General features: G+C 67.5%; 16 protein-coding genes, 4 tRNA genes and 1 pseudogene. 7 read left to right on the forward strand and 14 right to left on the reverse strand.

Going from position 1 to position 16,774, the window contains the following annotated elements:
- Positions 1-7 precede the first annotated feature (7 nt).
- On the reverse strand, positions 8-829 hold the full coding sequence (locus ACIBHY_RS34665) for an NAD(P)H-binding protein (RefSeq protein WP_397308897.1): 822 nt from the start codon (positions 827-829) through the stop codon (positions 8-10).
- An 82-nt stretch (positions 830-911) separates the two neighbouring features.
- Here ACIBHY_RS34665 and ACIBHY_RS34670 point away from each other — a divergent pair, with 82 nt between their 5' ends.
- Positions 912-1,817 (forward strand): AraC family transcriptional regulator, encoded by a 906-nt coding sequence (locus tag ACIBHY_RS34670; RefSeq protein WP_397308898.1) that lies wholly within the window; start codon positions 912-914, stop codon positions 1,815-1,817.
- A 29-nt stretch (positions 1,818-1,846) separates the two neighbouring features.
- Positions 1,847-3,043, forward strand: a complete 1,197-nt coding sequence (locus tag ACIBHY_RS34675) for a cytochrome P450 (RefSeq protein ID WP_397308899.1) — start codon at positions 1,847-1,849, stop codon at positions 3,041-3,043.
- Here ACIBHY_RS34675 and ACIBHY_RS34680 read toward each other — a convergent pair.
- The 10 genes from ACIBHY_RS34680 to ACIBHY_RS34725 form a co-directional block, all read right to left on the reverse strand.
- Positions 2,985-3,536: a hypothetical protein gene (locus tag ACIBHY_RS34680; RefSeq protein ID WP_397252599.1), complete on the reverse strand. Its 552-nt coding sequence runs from the start codon at positions 3,534-3,536 to the stop codon at positions 2,985-2,987. The two genes, ACIBHY_RS34675 and ACIBHY_RS34680, sit on opposite strands and share 59 nt — an antisense overlap.
- A gap of 79 nt (positions 3,537-3,615) precedes the next feature.
- Complete coding sequence (locus ACIBHY_RS34685) at positions 3,616-4,341, reverse strand: LuxR C-terminal-related transcriptional regulator (RefSeq protein ID WP_397252598.1); 726 nt, start codon at positions 4,339-4,341, stop codon at positions 3,616-3,618.
- Positions 4,342-4,433: 92 nt separating this feature from the next.
- On the reverse strand, positions 4,434-5,507 hold the full coding sequence (locus ACIBHY_RS34690; RefSeq protein WP_397308900.1) for a serine hydrolase domain-containing protein: 1,074 nt from the start codon (positions 5,505-5,507) through the stop codon (positions 4,434-4,436).
- Positions 5,508-5,620: 113 nt separating this feature from the next.
- Positions 5,621-6,028 carry a PIN domain-containing protein gene (locus ACIBHY_RS34695; RefSeq protein ID WP_397308901.1) on the reverse strand — a complete coding sequence of 136 codons (408 nt, stop codon included), beginning with the start codon at positions 6,026-6,028 and terminating at the stop codon, positions 5,621-5,623.
- Complete coding sequence (locus ACIBHY_RS34700) at positions 6,013-6,264, reverse strand: type II toxin-antitoxin system Phd/YefM family antitoxin (RefSeq protein ID WP_397308902.1); 252 nt, start codon at positions 6,262-6,264, stop codon at positions 6,013-6,015. Before ACIBHY_RS34700 ends, ACIBHY_RS34695 begins: the two co-directional genes overlap by 16 nt.
- Before the next feature lie 132 nt (positions 6,265-6,396).
- Positions 6,397-7,755: a Pup--protein ligase gene (gene pafA / locus ACIBHY_RS34705; RefSeq protein WP_397252594.1), complete on the reverse strand. Its 1,359-nt coding sequence runs from the start codon at positions 7,753-7,755 to the stop codon at positions 6,397-6,399.
- A gap of 124 nt (positions 7,756-7,879) precedes the next feature.
- Positions 7,880-7,953: transfer RNA gene (locus ACIBHY_RS34710), tRNA-Phe, on the reverse strand.
- A gap of 5 nt (positions 7,954-7,958) precedes the next feature.
- Positions 7,959-8,033 (reverse strand) — tRNA-Asp (locus tag ACIBHY_RS34715).
- 80 nt (positions 8,034-8,113) lie between these two features.
- A tRNA-Glu gene (locus ACIBHY_RS34720) sits at positions 8,114-8,186 on the reverse strand.
- Positions 8,164-9,738 carry a metallophosphoesterase gene (locus ACIBHY_RS34725; RefSeq protein ID WP_397252593.1) on the reverse strand — a complete coding sequence of 525 codons (1,575 nt, stop codon included), beginning with the start codon at positions 9,736-9,738 and terminating at the stop codon, positions 8,164-8,166. Before ACIBHY_RS34725 ends, ACIBHY_RS34720 begins: the two co-directional genes overlap by 23 nt.
- Before the next feature lie 33 nt (positions 9,739-9,771).
- Between ACIBHY_RS34725 and ACIBHY_RS34730 the strand changes: the two genes are divergently transcribed.
- Together ACIBHY_RS34730 and ACIBHY_RS34735 are read left to right on the forward strand one after the other, a co-directional pair.
- Entirely contained in the window at positions 9,772-10,122 is a 351-nt protein-coding gene (locus ACIBHY_RS34730; RefSeq protein WP_379609304.1) for a metallopeptidase family protein, read from the forward strand.
- A gap of 117 nt (positions 10,123-10,239) precedes the next feature.
- Complete coding sequence (locus tag ACIBHY_RS34735) at positions 10,240-11,517, forward strand: MFS transporter (RefSeq protein WP_397308903.1); 1,278 nt, start codon at positions 10,240-10,242, stop codon at positions 11,515-11,517.
- Here ACIBHY_RS34735 and ACIBHY_RS34740 read toward each other — a convergent pair whose 3' ends face one another.
- Complete coding sequence (locus ACIBHY_RS34740; RefSeq protein WP_379609306.1) at positions 11,518-11,787, reverse strand: PspC domain-containing protein; 270 nt, start codon at positions 11,785-11,787, stop codon at positions 11,518-11,520.
- 90 nt (positions 11,788-11,877) lie between these two features.
- On the opposite strand from ACIBHY_RS34740, the gene ACIBHY_RS34745 reads away from it, so the two are divergent.
- Both ACIBHY_RS34745 and ACIBHY_RS34750 read left to right on the forward strand, forming a co-directional pair.
- The gene (locus ACIBHY_RS34745) at positions 11,878-13,032 is read left to right on the forward strand and encodes an acyl-CoA dehydrogenase family protein (protein WP_397252592.1); all 1,155 of its coding nucleotides are present in this window, start codon (positions 11,878-11,880) and stop codon (positions 13,030-13,032) included.
- A 135-nt stretch (positions 13,033-13,167) separates the two neighbouring features.
- A tRNA-Lys gene (locus ACIBHY_RS34750) sits at positions 13,168-13,240 on the forward strand.
- Positions 13,241-13,598: 358 nt separating this feature from the next.
- Here the strand turns inward: ACIBHY_RS34750 and ACIBHY_RS34755 are convergent.
- On the reverse strand, positions 13,599-14,699 hold the full coding sequence (locus ACIBHY_RS34755; protein WP_397259246.1) for an integrase core domain-containing protein: 1,101 nt from the start codon (positions 14,697-14,699) through the stop codon (positions 13,599-13,601).
- A 455-nt stretch (positions 14,700-15,154) separates the two neighbouring features.
- Between ACIBHY_RS34755 and ACIBHY_RS34760 the strand changes: the two genes are divergently transcribed.
- Positions 15,155-15,640, forward strand: coding sequence for a hypothetical protein (locus tag ACIBHY_RS34760; protein WP_397308904.1), 486 nt, complete (start codon positions 15,155-15,157; stop codon positions 15,638-15,640).
- 231 nt (positions 15,641-15,871) lie between these two features.
- On the opposite strand, the pseudogene ACIBHY_RS34765 reads toward ACIBHY_RS34760, so the two are convergent.
- Positions 15,872-16,645 (reverse strand): annotated as a pseudogene (locus ACIBHY_RS34765) (transposase family protein).
- Positions 16,646-16,774: the final 129 nt, after the last annotated feature.

The raw sequence follows: 16,774 nt of genomic DNA on the forward strand, positions 1-16,774 counted from the left end.
GACACCACTACTTCCATGCGATGTCGGCGAAGTCCGTCGGCGGACGGCCGAGTGCCCGCTGGACGCCGTCGGACAGGTAGGCGTCCATCCCCAGGCGGGCAGGGGCGATCGCGGCGGCGTACCCCTCGGCGTCGGCCACCGGCCAGCCCTCCTTCACCAGCTCGGCCACGAACGCCTCCGGATCCACGTCCACGTAGCTCAGCGGCAGGCCGCTCGCCGCGGAGTAGGCGGCGGCCGCCTCGGCCATGGTCAGCGCGCGTGGCCCCGACAGCTCGTACACCTGCCCGGCATGGCCCTCTCCGGTCAGCGCGGCGGCCACGACCGCGGCGATGTCGGCGGCGTCCACGAAGGAGACGCCGCCGTCACCGGCCGGGAGCCTGAGCTCGCCGGTGGCCACCGCGTCGCGGAAGAAGCCCTCGCTGAAGTTCTGCGCGAACCAGCCGGGCCGCACGATCGTCCACTCGGCGCCGGACGCGCGCACCGCCTTCTCGCCTTCGGCGTGCGTGGCCCCTACGCCACTGGTCACGTCGCCGTACCCGGGAACGTCGATGCCGCGCCCGGACAGCAGCACGATCCGCCGCACGCCCAGCTCCACGGCGCGCTCCACGAACGGCCGGGTGAGAAGCTCGCCGTCCAGCGGAACCACGTACACGGCCCGCACGCCCGCCAGCGCCGCGTCCCACGTCGCCCGGTCGCTCCAGTCGAAACGCGTCTCCCCGGAGCGCGAGCCCGCCCGCACCGCGATGCCGCGCTCGCGCAGGAGTGACACCACCCGGCGGCCGGTCGTACCCGTGCCGCCCACTACCAGGATCGGATTCTGTTCGCTCATGCGGACCAGTCAATCCGGCCGCGGTCAGACGCTCCATGGGCGTGGCGCTCACTTGGATGTCTCAGCGTCTACAGTCGAGGGTATGGACGCGCTTGCTGATCTGCTGGAGGGGGTACGGGCGCGCGGCGCCACGTTCGGCCGGTCGGTCATGGACACGCCGTGGGCCGTGGGCTTCGCCTCGGGCGCCCCGCTGACGCTGACCACGATGATCCGCGGGCAGGCGTGGGTCGTGCCGGAGGAGGGCGAGCCGCTGCGCGTCGGCCAGGGCGACGTGGCCGTCGTCCGCGGTACCCACACGATCGCCGACCCGCCGGGCACCGCGCCGCGGTTCATGGTGACACCCGGTTCCTACTGCCTGCTCGCGGACGGCACCGAACTCGGCGACGCGCTCACCCTGGGCCCGCGCACCTGCGGCCCGCGGCTCGACGCCGACGCCCTGATGCTCAGCGGCGCCTACGAGGGCCTGATCGGCGAGCGCCTGCTGCGCGCGCTGCCGCCCGCCCTGGTGCTGCCCGCCGGCCGCCACCCGGCCCTCGACCTCCTCTCCGAGGAGATCGCCGCGGTACGGCCCGGCCAGCAGGCCGTCCTCGACCGCCTCCTCGACCTGGCCCTCGTGGCCGCGCTGCGCGCGTGGTTCGACCGCCCCGGCGCGGCAGTGGAGCCGGACCCGGTGGTGGACCGGGCCCTGCGCCTGCTGCACGACAAGCTCGACCGTCCGTGGACGGTGGCGGACCTGGCCGCCGAGACCGGCGTCTCCCGCGCCGCCCTGGCCCGCCGCTTCGCCGCCAGGGTCGGCAGCCCGCCGATGGCCTACCTCGCGGACCGCCGCGTCGAGGTGGCCGCCGACCTGCTGCGCGGTTCCGACGCCACGCTCACGTCCATCGCCAGGAGGGTCGGCTACTCCGACGCCTTCACGCTCAGCGTCGCCTTCAAACGGCTGCGCGGCGTCACTCCGAGCGAGCACCGCGCCGCCGCATATCCGGCATAGTCTGAGATCCCTACCGCGGAGGGGCAACCGTGATCAACAAAGTGTTCGATCAGGAGTATCTGCGCGACCCGCACGGCGTCTACGCCAAGCTCAGGCGAGAGCAGCCCGTGGCCCACACCATCACCTCCCAGGGCGTCCGAGTATGGCTGGTGACCAGGTACGAGGACGTCAGGGCGGCGCTCAACGACCCGCGCCTGAGCAAGGACTTCCCTCGCAACCCCCACATCATGAAGGCCAACGAGATGGAGGGCGGCGACAGCAGCGGCGCCGCCGCCGTGGTCCCCGACAACATGCTCTTCTCCGACCCGCCCGACCACGAACGCCTGCGCCGCCTGGTCGTCAAGGCCTTCACCGCCGGCCGCGTCCGCGCGATGCGCCCCAGGATCGAGGAGCTCAGCTCCGGCCTCCTCGACGGGCTGGGCGGCGAGTTCGACCTGATCAAGGAGTACGCGGTCCAGTTGCCCGCCATGGTCGTCGGAGAACTGCTCGGCATCCCCGAGCCCGACTGGCCCAAGGTGATCCGCTGGTCCAACACCACGATCGAGGGCTCCGTGCTCGACCCCGGCGAGGTGGTGGCCGCCGCCCAGGCCACCATCGCCTACCTGGGCGAGCTGTGCGCCGCCAAGCGCGACAACCCGGGCGACGACCTGATCAGCGCCATGGTCCAGACCCGGATGACCGAGTCCGAGCTGGTCAGCACGTCGTGGCTGCTTCTCGTCGCCGGACACGAGACGACCGTGCACCTGATCGCCAACGGCATGCTCGCGCTGCTGAGCCGTCCCGACCAGTTCGCCGCCCTGCGCGCGGACCCGGCGCTGGTGCCGCAGGCCGTCGAGGAGTTCTTACGCTTCGACGGCCCCATCAGCACCTCCACCTACCGCTTCACCACCGAGCCGGTGACGATCGGCGGCACGGACATCCCGGCCGGGGCGCTCGTCCTGGTCTCCCTGCTGTCGGCCAACCGCGACGCCGGGCAGTACGAGCGGGCCGACGAACTCGACGTCACCCGCGATCCCGGCCAGCACCTGGCCTTCGGCCACGGCATCCACTACTGCCTGGGCGCACCGCTGGCCCGCGTCGAGGGCGAGATCGCCTTCAGGCACCTGCTGGAGCGCTTCCCCGACCTCGCACTCGCCTCAGCCGAGGTCACGTGGCGCCCCGGCATGCTCATGCACGGACTGGAACGCCTGCCGGTACGGACCGGATCGCCTTCCACCCGAACGTGACGCTCCCGGCCAGCAGCACCGCCCCCGACAGCACCCCGCTGACGAACGGCACCCAGGCCAGGCCCGCCGTGGCGGCCATGACGAGCCCGGCGACGCCGAGCACGGTGAGCACCGCGCCGGGCACCGCGATGGCCCAGTCCTTCCAGATCGGCGCCAGCGCGACGAAGTGCACGCCGACGACGAACGCCACCCAGGCCACGTTGGCCTGGGCGGGCACTCCCCAGGCGGCCAGCACCCGCAGGCCGCAGAAGAGCAGCACCGCCTCCGCCGCCACGACGACGAGGTAACCCTTCCCGAACATGCCCGGCCGCGGCCCCCGCTCCCGCACGGGCCGCTCCCTCCTGACCGCCACGAACCACATCGCCACGACGCTCGCGGCGGCGAGGCCGGCGAGAACCCGCAGAACGGCCGCCACCGCCCCGTCGAGCGGTTCCTGCGCGTTGACGACGACGAACACCGCGCCGAAGACGGCGCCCACCAGCAATCCAGACATACGCTGCATGACCTTCATTGAAGGCTTCGCCGCGAGGTCCGCGCGAGGGGGCTGGACCGAGGGTGAGGTAGTGCTCGCCCTACCTGACCGCTCCCCGGACAAAGGCCAGCACCGCCAGTACGCGCCGGTTGACGTCGTCGGTGGCGGGCAGGTCGAGCTTGGCGAACACTCCGGCCACGTGTTTGCCGACGGCCGCCTCTGAGATCGACAGCGCACGGGCCACGGCGCTGTTGGAACGCCCCTCCGCGATCAGCGCGAGCACCTCGCGCTCACGCGGGCTCAGTTTGGGCACCGGATCGGTGACCTCCCTGGCCCTGGCCCAGGTCTGCTCGAACAACGCGATCAGAATGCTGATCATGCTCTGCTGCCTGATCAGCAGCGCGCCGGGCGACCCGTCGACCGGCGTGATCCGGAGAAAGGCCACCGCGCGGTCGAAGACGAGCAACTGCTGGATCGGCTCGTCGACGACACGATGCTGATCCCCGGCCGCGTGCAGTTCCCGGAGCCGGGCCGCCTTGCGCGGATCGTCCAGGACGCTGGCGTGCACGACCGTCCGCATCGTCATGCCGCGCTCCAGCGAGTCGAGCACCTCACGCCGGTTGCGCTGCTCGGCGCGCCCGGTGTCCGTGGCGCCGATGGGCTGCATGGCCCGCAGCTCACGCGAGGTCCGCGCCAGCTCCGTGATGCGCAGCCTGACCTGCTCGCTGTCCTCAAGCCGCTCGACCTCGACGGGGAGGCCGCGCAGCTCACCGACGATCTCTTCGAGCTGCCGGGCGAGCCGCCCGAGTGACGCCCGCTCCTCCACGTGCCCCCCTTGCCCCTCCGGCCCTCTCACAGGGCGTTTCACTGTACGCGGCCGCCGTTCCCCGAGATCAGCGGCCCTGCCTTTCCCGGAGATCAGCTTTTGCCGCCGCAGAGGGCGGCGTCGAAGGCGGCGATGAGCCGGGCACGCGGCTTGCCGTTGGCCGTCCCCGTCACGTACACGGTCGCCGTGCGCCCCGAGCGGTCCCGCCCGCTGAAGGTCGAGGTGCCGGGGAGGTCACCGGCGTGCCCCCACATCGGGCCACAACTGAGCGGGATCTCCATCAGGCCGTGGCCGTAGCGCGACCCCTTGGGCCAGCCGGATTCCGCCACCGGCACGAACGTGTCCGCCTTCACCGACCTGGCCCGCCAGAACCGGTCGAGATCGCGCGGCGTGGACACCAGCCCGCCGCTGGGACCGAACTCATAGCCGGGCAACCGGGTCACATCGACAATCCCGTCCTTGGGCCGGAGGGGATGCACGCCGTAAGCGTGCGCGTGCGGCCCCCGGATCTTGGTCTCACCCTTGGCGGGCCAGTAAGTGTCACGCATGCCGAGCGGCTCGAACACCAGCTCCCGGCTGACCGCCCGGAAGTCCCGCCCGGTGGCCGCCTGGATGACCATCCCGAGGACCAGGTAGTTGGTGTTGGAGTAGGCGAACTTCCCCCGAGGCGTGGGCTCGAGCGTCAGCGCGAGCTTGAGCAGATCCTGCTTCCCGATCTTCGACCAGTCGGCGGCGGCGGAGAAGTCGGCCAGCCCGCTGGTCTGCCGCAGAAGCATCCGGACGGTGATCTCCCGCCCGTCGATCCCCTTGCCATGAACGACACCGGGCAGATAACTCTCGACCGGTTCGTCCAGCTCCACCTTCCCCTGATCGACCAGCTTCAGAACCGTGGCCGCGATGATCGGCTTGCTGACACTGGCGACCCTGAACCGCCCGTCCGCGCCGGGCATCGGCTTCCGGGTGCCACGCTCCGCCGTACCCGCCTTGACGGTACGCGCCTTGCCGTCCCGATCCCTCACATAGGCCACCGCACCAGGAAACTCAGGAGAGGCGGTCAGCTGATCCAGCCGAGCCTGCACGGAGGGCGCGGCAACGGCGAACGCGGGCGCCACGGGCGCCAGGGCAACGGGGACGGCGATCACAAGAGCCAATAGGCGGCGAGACATCCGGTGCTCCTTGGGGGTCGAAGAGGTACCTCGACCTTCCCGCGACCCCCGCCCACCCCACAGTCACGGCACCACCCAAAACCCCGGTAGGGCTGCCCCTACACGTGGGCGCTTCAGCGTGGAACGACCTGAGCGCGCACGCCGGGAAGATCATCGAATGCCGCGGACGAGTCCATCGTGAGCACTGTTCTCGCGGTGGCCGCCGCCGTCGCCGCGATCAGCAGGTCGTACGCGCCTCGGGATTTCCCCGCTCGCCGTACCTGGGCCATGAGACGAGCATGAACCCTGGCGACATCCGTCGTGTACTCCTCAACGGGGATCAGCGCAAGCACCTGGTCGACAAAGGCCTGCCGGCCGGGGCGCCTGACGTCATCGGCCGGTTCCACACCGTCGAGCAGCTCGGCCACAGTGATGGCGGAGATCGCCACGTCGTCGGCGTCGCCTATTACCGTGTCCACGGATGCCTTGCCTCGCCCGGCCGCGATGAGCACACCCGTGTCAAGAATCAGGCGTCGGGCCACGTGCCCCTCATCTCGTCGCCGATCGCCTGGCGCGCCGCCACGACATCGGCTTCAAAGTCCGCGTCCAACGTCCCCGCGCTACTGGCCAGGAACGCTTTGACCATGCGCCCTGGTGCGGTCGGCGCAGGTCCGATGATGGCGATCTGCTTACCGCCACGCGTTACCACGATGGTTTCCCCCCGCGCGACCTCATCGAGGAGCGTCGCGAAGCTCCGGGAGGCCTCGGTGGCCGTCATCACCTTCTTGAAATCAGATTGTCTGATATGCCCTGCCTGTGGCCAAGGAAGCGTTCGCAGGTATCCGCCCGAGTCCGTGATCAACTCAGCGTGCCGGATGGGCCGGTTCGCCGCAGGTCATCCCCCGGGTGGTCACATGTCGGCGATGAGCTTGTCCACCCGCTCGTCGACGCTGCGGAACGGGTCCTTGCACAGCACCGTGCGCTGGGCCTGGTCGTTCAGCTTGAGGTGCACCCAGTCGACGGTGTAGTCGCGCCGCTTCTCCTGCGCCCTGCGGATGAACTCGCCGCGCAGGCGTGCCCTGGTCGTCTGGGGCGGCACCGACTTGGCCTCGAAGATCTTCAGGTCGGAGGTCACCCGCTCCACCGCGCCGCGCTTCTGCAGCAGGTAGAACAGCCCGCGTTTGCGGTGCACGTCGTGGTAGGCCAGGTCGAGCTGGGCCACGCGCGGTGAGGACAGCGGCAGGTCGTACTTCTTGCGATACCGCTCGATCAGCTGATATTTCGTGACCCAGTCGATCTCGCGGGCCACCAGGTCGAGGTTTCCGGTCCCGACCGCGCGCAGCGTGCGCTCCCACAACTCCAGCACCCGGTGCGCGATCGGGTCGCCGCCCCGCCGGTCGACGAAGTCCTTCGCCTTGGACAGGTACTCCTGCTGGATCTCCAAAGCGGACGCCTCACGCCCGTTGGCCAGCCGTACCCGCCGCCGCCCGGTGAAGTCGTGGGAGATTTCGCGGATGGCCCTGATCGGGTTCTCCAGCGACAGGTCGCGCATCACCGTGCCCGCCTCGATCATGCGCAGCACCAGGTCGGTCGCGCCGACCTTGAGCAGCATCGAGGTTTCGCTCATGTTGGAGTCGCCGACGATGATGTGCAGGCGGCGGAAGTGCTCGGCGTCGGCGAGCGGTTCGTCGCGCGTGTTGATGATCGGCCTGGACCGGGTGGTCGCCGACGAGATGCTCTCCCAGATGTGCTCGGCCCGCTGCGACACGCAGTAGACCGCCCCGCGCGGCGTCTGCAGCACCTTGCCCGCGCCGCAGATGAGCTGCCGGGTGACCAGGAACGGGATCAGCACGTCGGTCAGCCGTCCGAACTCGCCGTCCCGTCCCACCGAATAGTTCTCATGGCAGCCGTAGGAGTTGCCGGCCGAGTCGGTGTTGTTCTTGAACAGGTAGATGTCCCCGGCGATGCCCTCGTCGCGCAGCCGCTTCTCGGCGTCGATGAGCAGGCCTTCGAGGATCCGCTCGCCCGCCTTGTCGTGCGTGACCAGCTCGACCGCGTTGTCACACTCGGGGGTGGCGTACTCGGGATGGCTGCCCACGTCGAGGTAGAGGCGCGCGCCGTTGCGCAGGAACACGTTGCTTGACCGGCCCCAGGACACGACCCGCCGGAACAGGTATCTGGCCACCTCGTCGGGGGATAGTCGGCGCTGCCCCCGGAAAGTGAAGGTGGTGCCGTACTCGTTCTCCAGGCCGAGGATGCGACGATCCATTTCCTCAGAGTATTCTCCCCGGGCTCGCCGTGGGGAAGATCTTGCCTGCTTCCGCCGCTCGGGCAACAACAAAAACACCCCGCAGCGATCTTCGCTTCGGGGTGTTCTGGCTGTTCAAGAAAGGTGGTCAGGGGCAGGGTCGAACTGCCGACCTTCCGCTTTTCAGGCGGACGCTCGTACCAACTGAGCTACCTGACCCAGAGCGGTCCTGACGGGACTTGAACCCGCGACCTCCACCTTGACAGGGTGGCGAGCACTCCAAACTGCTCTACAGGACCTTGTTCGCTCGGCCTCGCGGCCTCGCTTAGCTTACCAGTCTTTCGGTGGTCTTCGACCAGCCGGTTTTCCGGTGAAGCCGTGCCCCCAACGGGATTCGAACCCGTGCCGCCGCCTTGAAAGGGCGGTGTCCTAGGCCGCTAGACGATGGGGGCTCAGGATTCGCATCCTGTTCCTGACGTCTTCCGTCGGAGACCTCTGAAGCATAGGGGACGATTGCCCCTCATGCCAAAGTGGCGGACCGGCGGCCGGCGTCGTCGTGCCTGTGACCGATCCCGCTGGCGACGGGGCGTTCGTTGGCTCTGGAGAAATCATACGTCGAGGGTTCTGCTCCACGTGACGCTGGATGTGCACCGACTGCTCCCCGAGGCCGCCGAGCGTGACATCGTCCCAGGCCTGGAGGCGTCTGGTCTTCTTGTCGAAGTACAGAACAGAGGCTTGGACGGGGGTCGGTTCGGCGTGTTCGAGGGCGCGCAGGCCGGCTCCGCCGGTGGAGCCCTGGACGAGGACGCGGCTGCCGGAGGGCAGGACGGTGGTCGATCTCTGGTGGGAGTGGCCGGTCAGGATCATCGGCGCGTATCCGGAGAATCCCTTGGCGATGGTCGGGTCGTGGACCGCGACGAGGTCGGGTGGGGCGGCCTGCCGTACCGCATGGGAGCGGCCGAACTGCTCCAGGCGGGACAGGTCCGGGTCGACGGGTACGGATTTGTCGGGCGTGAAGCGGGGGTCGCCGAGGCCGTAGATGCGCAGGCCGTTCACCTCGGCGGCCTTGTCGTCGAGGACGATGGCGTTCTTCTGCTGGGCGACGGCCTTCTGCGTGATGGCCGAGTCGTGGTTGCCGCGCACGAAGACGTACGGCACGCCGAGCTTGCCGATCTCCTCCACGAACTTGTTCTCCGGCTTGCTGCCATGGTCGGAGATGTCCCCGGTGTCCACGATGAGGTCCACCTTGAACTGGTCGGTCATGGAGCGGATGACGTTCCAGGCGATGGGGTTGAGGTGGATGTCGGAGACGTGCAGGACCCGGATCGAGGTGGGGTCGGCGTCGTAGACGGGCAGGTCGCGCACGGTGTCGTACAACTTGGAGACGTTGGTGACGAGCTTGGTGAGCTGGGCGCGGTACGACTCGAACTTGGTCACGATCGACTCGGCGCTGCCCACCAGGGAGGGCGCGGCGGCGATGATCCCGGAGTAGCGGGGTTCGAGGACGGAGTTCGGTTTGAACGTGACGGCCGCGAGCGTGCCGGTGCCCGCCAAAGCCACGGAGGCCACCAGAAGCCCCATGAGGGCCACTCTGGGGCGCCGGAAGACCAGAACGGTGGCCACCAGGGCGCCCGCGCCCGCGCACAGCAGCGAGCGGATGATCAGCAGGCTCACGCCCTCGCGCAGGTCGCGTTCGAGGATGCCGGGCAGCCGGTCGGCCAGGCGTGGGTCCTCGATGAGCGCTCTGGCCTGCTCCTGGTCGATGTTCTCGAGCGTGATGCGCAGGCGCAGCGGTGCGTCGTGGGTGCGGAAGGTGAGCGTGCCGAGCGGGCTCGCGTCGACGATCGTCTCGCCCTTCCAGGCAGGTCGAAGGGACATTCCTGTTTCTACCGGGCCGATCTGGGCGGGGACCGTACCGCTGAGGACTATGCCCAGCCATGCGCCCACCGCCGCGACGAACAGGACCGCGACGGAGGTGACCCATCTGGACTTCAGGTACTTCATACGCTTTCTTGCTTACCTGACGGACAGGGCAGAATGGAAACTGTGATCGAGGTTCCGCGGGAGAAGTTCGAGGAACTCGTGGCCGAGGCATTGGACACGATTCCGTCGGAGCTGACCAGGCTCATGGACAACGTCGTGGTTGTGGTGGTCGATGACCCCCCGGAGCCCGACCTCCTCGGGCTGTACACCGGTATCCCCCTGACCGAGCGTGGCGACTGGTACGCAGGAGTCTTGCCCGACCGCATCGAGATCTACCGCAATCCCATCTGCCAGATGTGCGACACCGAAGATGATGTGGTGGAAGAAGTGCAGATCACCGTCGTGCACGAGATCGCGCATCATTTCGGGATTGATGACGCCAGACTTCACGAGCTCGGCTGGTAAGCCGTCCCCGGCGATGACAGTTTGCAAGTGCTTGGAAGCTTTCGGTTGCGGCGTGCCAGGTGATCGGGCACCTTAGGTGACATACCGAACACACTGAGTCAGGCGCAGCGGAGTCCTATGGGGGCCAGGCTTCCGGGGCGGCACAGACGCGCCGCCGAGCGACAGGCGACGTACGGCGAGGTCATCGCCATACGCGAGTTCCGCGCGCTCTGGTACGCGCAAGGCCTGTCCCTGCTCGGGGACCAGCTGGCCCAGGTGGCGCTGGCCGTACTGGTATATGACCGGACGAGGTCCGCGGCCGCCACCGCGGCCGTCTACGCGCTCACCTACCTGCCGTCGATCCTCGGCGGGCCACTGCTCGCCGGGCTCGCCGACCGGTTCGCCAGGCGCGGCGTCATGATCACGTGTGACGTCCTGCGGGCGCTGCTGGTCGCGGGCATGGCCGTGCCCGGCATGCCGTTCCCCGTCCTGTGCGGGCTGGTGTTCTTCGTCGTGCTGCTCAGCGCGCCGTTCTCGGCCGCGCGGGCGGCGTTGCTGCCCGAGATCCTGGTCGGTGACCGCTATGTCGCCGGCTCGGCGCTGCAGAACATGACCAACCAGGCCGTCCAGATGCTCGGGTTCGCCGCGGGTGGCGCGCTGATCGCGACGCTCGGGCCGTACCGCGCGCTCGCTCTCGACGCGGCGACCTTCCTCGCCTCCGCGCTGATCCTCGTCTCCGGGGTACGGCGGCGCGCGTCCGCGACCCGCGAAGGCGCGAAACCTTCCATGTGGACCATGACCCGGGCTGGAGCCGGGCTCGTGTTCGGCGACAAGAAGTTGCGGACGCTGGTGCTGTTCGCGTGGCTCTGCGGCTTCTACGTGCTTCCTGAGGGCATCGCCGTACCGTATGCGGCGACTCTGAGCTCGGAGCTTCCGGTCGCCGTCGTCACCGGCCTGCTGATGGCGGCGATGCCGACGGGCACGGTGCTGGGCGGGTTCCTTTTCAGCAGGTTCGTCACGCCATCGGGACGTCTGCGCATGATGGGGTGGATGGCGATGCTGAGCTGCGCCCCGCTGATTCTGTCGGCGATGCGGCCGCCGCTGGCCGTCGTGCTGGCGCTGTGGATCCTGTCCGGCATCGGAGGCGCCTATCAGCTCGCGGCCAATGCCGCGTTCGTCCAGTGTGTTCCGGCCGAACGCCGGGGTCAGGCGTTCGGCCTGGTGCAGTCGGGGCTGATGGCCGTGCAGGGCATAGGCATCCTGATCGGCGGATTCGCCGCGGAGAGACTCGGCCCGGAGCCGGTGGTCGCGCTGGCCGGGGTCATGGGAGTGACCTCGGCGGCCGTGCTCGCCATGGTCTGGACCGAGTCCCGCGGTGACATCGCCGCCCGGGTGCGCGCCCGAGCCACCGCCTGATCACTGCTGCCAGACGTCGTCGTTCTTCTTGGCCTGCTGCTTGCCGATCAGGTCCTGGACGATCGACTCGTTCCTGCCCTCTTCGGGGATGAGGAGCCAGCCGATGGCGTAGAGGCCGACGCCCAGGCCGCCGAACAGGGTCGCGACCGCGAGGCCGATCCGGATGAGGTTGGCGTCGATCCCCACGTACTCGCCGACACCGGCGCAAACGCCACCGGCGATCTTGCCCTTGTTGGTCCGACGCAGCTGCTTGATGTTCGATTCGCTCATGCCTCAAGACTGCCCTGGGACCCGGCGTTCGCACATCGGGATTCCCCCTGGTAGAACCCTGGTAGCCCCCTACGCGAGGAGAGGACCGTCATGGAAGACCTGCTGCGCATAGACGATCGGCTCAACCCTGACCAGCGCCTGATCCGTGACACGGTCACGTCTTTCGTCACCGACCGCGTCCTCCCCGACGTGGCCGACTGGTTCGAACAGGGCACCTTCCCCGCCCGCGAGCTCGCGCCCGTTCTGGGCGAACTGGGCCTGCTCGGCATGCATTTGGAGGGGTACGGCTGCGCCGGCACCGACGCCACCTCCTACGGCGTGGCCTGTCGTGAGCTGGAGGCGGGGGACTCCGGATTGCGGTCGTTCGTCTCGGTACAGGGTTCCCTGGCGATGTTCCCCATCTGGAAGTACGGCTCCGCCGAGCAGAAGGAGGAATGGCTCCCGCGCATGGCGGCCGGCGAGGCGATCGGCTGCTTCGGCCTGACCGAGCCCGACCACGGCTCCGACCCCTCCAACATGCGCACCTTCGCCAAGCGCGACGGCTCCGACTGGATACTCAACGGCGCCAAGATGTGGATCACCAACGGGTCGATCGCGGACGTCGCGGTCGTGTGGGCGCAGACCGACGAGGGCATCAGGGGCTTCGTCGTCCCGACCGACACGCCCGGCTTCTCCGCCCCTGAGATCCACAAGAAGTTGTCCCTGAGGGCGTCGGTGACCTCCTCCCTCTACTTCGACGACGTCCGCCTGCCGTCCAGCGCCGTCCTGCCGGAGGTCTCCGGCCTGAAGGGCCCCCTGTCCTGCCTGTCAGAAGCCCGCTTCGGCATCCTCTGGGGCGTGGTCGGCGCCGCCCGCGCCTGCCTGGAATCCGCCGTCGACTACTCCAAGACCCGAGTCCAGTTCGGCAAGCCGATCGGCGCTTTCCAGCTGACCCAGGAAAAGCTCGCCTGGATGTACGTCGGCACCGCCCAGGCCTCCCTGACCGCCTTCCACCTGGGAGCCCTGAAGGACGCAGGCGCTTTGAATCCCCGCCAGGTCAGCTTCGGCAAACTGGCCAACGTCCGCGCCGCCCTGGACATCGCCCGCCAGGCCCGCTCGATCCTGGGCGGAAACGGCATCACCCTCGAATACCCGGTGATCCGCCACATGAACAACCTCGAAAGCGTCCTGACGTACGAGGGGACGCAGGAAATCCACACCCTGGTCCTGGGCGAAGCCCTGACCGGCCTGTCCGCCTACCGCTGACCCGCCCGCCCCGCACCGGCGTCCGTCGGGCCGGTGCGGGATTCACACCTGCTTCGACGGGACGCGTACGTTATCGTGACCGGCGGGAAGCCGGTCGCGTACTGACGGGTAACCTCGGTACGCTGCATGTTGCAAGGGGCGTTAGCTCAATTGGCAGAGCTGCGGACTTTTAATCCGTAGGTTCCGGGTTCGAGCCCCGGGCGCCCTACCCTTCGGCACCCCGTCTGACCTGGGCTTTCTCGGTTCTCGTAGCCTTCTGGCAGGGCCGAGACGGGCCGTTGATTGCTCGCCGGTTGCTCTTCGGCACGGTCCCGGCACGCGGCCGGGCGCTGCGGATCCCGGCTCGCCCCTAGTTGTCAGGCCAGACCCATAAGAAGGCCACGAGAGCACCCATCCGGAAGATCTGATCGGCGCCTCGATCTAGGTTGTGCCTGGAACTGCGTCAAGACTTGATCATGCCCGCCATCTGCATGCGGCCGCTCCACGGTGATGTCCTCGAAGGTCCTCTCCTGGAGCGGTACAGGCCGTGGCGGCTGTGCGCCTGCCGGAAATTCCGTCCGTGCAGATCAAGCGGCATGTGAGTATTCGTGGAGGATTCCGCCGAGCCGGTCGCGTCGGCGGACGTTCAGGGCGATGACGCGCGCCGGGTCGGTGATCGGGTCGGGGACGGCGCGTAGTGGTGCCGCCTGGCCAAGGGCTTGATGAGCGCGATGCTCGTTGTAGAAGCGTTCGTACTCGGCCAGGGCGTTGCGTAGGTGACGTTCATTCCAGAGCAGGCAGCGGTCCAGGAGTTCGCGGCGGCAGGTCTGCACCCACCGTTCCATGATGGAGTTCATGCGTGGCATCTGGATGCCGGTGCGTACGGTCTGGATTCTGGCTTCGGCGAGGATCTCGTTCACGAGTGCGGGGAACTTGCCGTCTCGGTCGCGGATCAGGAAGCGTGCCTGGCAGCTTGCGTCCTCCAGGTCCATGACGAGGTTCCTCATCGCCTGGGTGACCCAGGCCGCGGTCGGATGGGCGGTGGTGCCGAGCACACGAATACGCCTGGTGGCGTGCTCGATGACGGCCAGGATGTACTGGCGCTGCCCTGTAAGGGTGACGGTCTCGATGAAGTCGCAGGCCAGGAGCGCGTCGGCTTGCGTGCGCAGGAAGTCGGCCCAGGTGGTGGAGGCCCGCTCGGGTGCCGGGTCGATGCCTTCTCGCTGGAGGATCTCCCAGACCGTGGACGGTGCGACCTTGAGGCCGAGTGTGGTGAGCTCGCCGTGCACCCGCCGATATCCCCAGGATGGATTCTCCCGGACCAGGCGCAGGACGAGGGCGCAGATGGAGCGGACCGTGGGCGGGCGCCCACGGCGCTTCGGCCGGCAGGTCCGGGCGTGCCGCTGTTTCACGATCTCGCGGTGCCAGCGCAGGATGGTGTCCGGGCGGACGACAAGCCGGAGCCGACACAAGACTGCGCGGGGAAGTGAGGTCAGAAGTGCCGCCAGGAAGAGGCGGTCTTCGGGGGTGAATCTCACCCGTACATCGGTGCCGAGCTGTCGTTGCAGGACCATGACCTGGTGACGCAGAGCGAGAATCTCGACATCCTTGTCACGATCGCTCATCGGCAGTAACCGCAAGGCGGCGAAGGCGTTCGTGACGGCCAGATAGGCCAGACGAAGAAGCACGAACGATCATCATGCCGCACCGGTGCTCCTCCACGGGCGAGTGAGGAGCGCCTACACACCCCGGGCTTCGCAAGGCCATGACCTGGCCGGACGGGATTTTCGGCAGGCGCAAGGTTAAGCAATAAACAGATTGCAGATATCCTCAATTTCAAAACCGGCCTTGCCATTGAATTGGCTGCAGCTTATATGCGTCACCTGAAGGAGACGGTTGTAATCAGAGAGAAGGCCGCCTTTGGGGAGTACCGTGAACGCAAAATAACGGACTGGGAAGCGGCTGTCGCCTATGCGGTAAACCCGGACGACTTCGCCAAATGGAGGAGCGGCGGTAAGGCTCCTTCCGTGGAAGCGCAGAAGCGGTGGGACTACATTTTTGGCTGGGTAGGGGCAGCCGCTCGGGAATCCTGGAGGTGTGTTGCTAGTTACTGCTATTGGCTTAACTGAACGGTGAGGATGCTATGAAGCGTGTAGCTCTGTTCGCAGCTCTCGGTGGTATCGCGCTGTGTATGGGATTGTATCTAGTCATGAGCTCTTGGGCGGGAACGACTCTGGAAGTCCGTGGCGAGTTGGTACAGCAAATGCGTCGAATCGGCAACGTGAAGGCCGAAGCTACATCAAGATTCACCGAAGCCGATTCGATCGTGGTGACAAAGTATTTAATTCTAGATATCGACGGATCAACAATAGACGAAGTCATGGGCAAGGCGCTGAATTCTCCTGAGCTTCGCTCGTGGGCGGTGGAGAGCGACCGTTCCCCCTCTTGGGTACAGTTGAGATCGCGTAGTTGGGCGAATACTCTACTGACCCTCGAACCTCTCAAGGGTCGCCCGGTTGATGCGGTCTCGAGCGTCGAACTGCGGGAAGCAATAGCCGCGTCGCTAAAAAGGGCGCGGAATACCGATAAGCTTCTCATCGTCAGCCTGCGCAGGACGGATACCACATAGCATTGTTGAGTCAGAAGTATCCCACGCGATCACACGTGATGGAAGAAGAGCTTGTCGAAACCATCCGGACAATTCCCGACCGGCCCACCCGGCCGATTCTGCTTCCCGGCCATGTCGTCCAGCGCCTTGTCGATGATGGTGGCGTTAGCCTGTTTGGAGACGGTCGTGGGCGGGCTCGGCGGGGCTCAGCTCTCTGCAGCGATGGCGGAATAGACTGAACCTTTTTCATCCTCACGCGGCCTGGGCGACTCGGTGGTTTTGAAGGACGGCGATGGCCTTGCACAGGTGGCCGGCCTTGCTGGGGCTGCAGCGTAGCTTTCGGAGGGTCTTCCAGTTCTTCAGCTGGGCGTTGGCGCGTTCGCCGGGTCCGCGGAGTTTGGCGTGGGAGCGGTTGGCCTGCTTTTGGGATTCGGGCTTGTTCTTGCCCTTGTAGGGGGTGAGGACTGGGCCCTCGGCTCCCTGATATGCCTTGTCGGCGAGGGTGATGATGTCGGCCTGCTCCAGGTCGCGCAGGATGCCCCAGATGCGGGCGGCGCTCAGGTCGTGGGCTTTGCCGGGCAGGGCTCCGGAGGTCCACAGGATGGTCCCGTCCGGTGAGGCGATGACCTGCGCGTTCATTCCGTGCACGCGGTGCTTGCCGGAGAAGTAGGGCCGGTCGGCCTTGATCCGCTCGGTACGGATCAGCGTGCCGTCCAGCACCAGGTAGTGCAGTCCGTCCCGTTTGGCCTTGCGGAGCGCCTGCCCGAGCTTGGGCGAGCGCGCCGACAGTAGCGCCACTGTCTACTCTACGTACCGCCATGCGGTGGCCGTTGAGACGCCGAAACCGGCCCCGAGTTCGGTGTAGGTCTCGCCTTTGCGCAGGTAGACCAAGACCAGCAGGGCCTGCTGGCCGGGATTGAGCCGCCGCCAGACCGACCCGATTGCCTTACGATGCCGCCGGATCATCCCGGCGACGTAGTTCAGGGTCTGACGCGACAAATCGACGGCAGCACGATAGAACAGCACCGGAAGCTCCTGGTTGTGACGGTGTGGGTTGTGATGATCAACTCGTCTACCAGGAGCTTCTTCACATCACCGGCCGAACACCGGCATCGCGATCATGCTGTGACCAGGGCCCCCGCCCGGGAGGCCGAA

Origin of the sequence: Nonomuraea sp. NPDC050547, from assembly GCF_044457345.1 — a bacterium.
In the GTDB taxonomy this organism is placed as follows: domain Bacteria; phylum Actinomycetota; class Actinomycetes; order Streptosporangiales; family Streptosporangiaceae; genus Nonomuraea.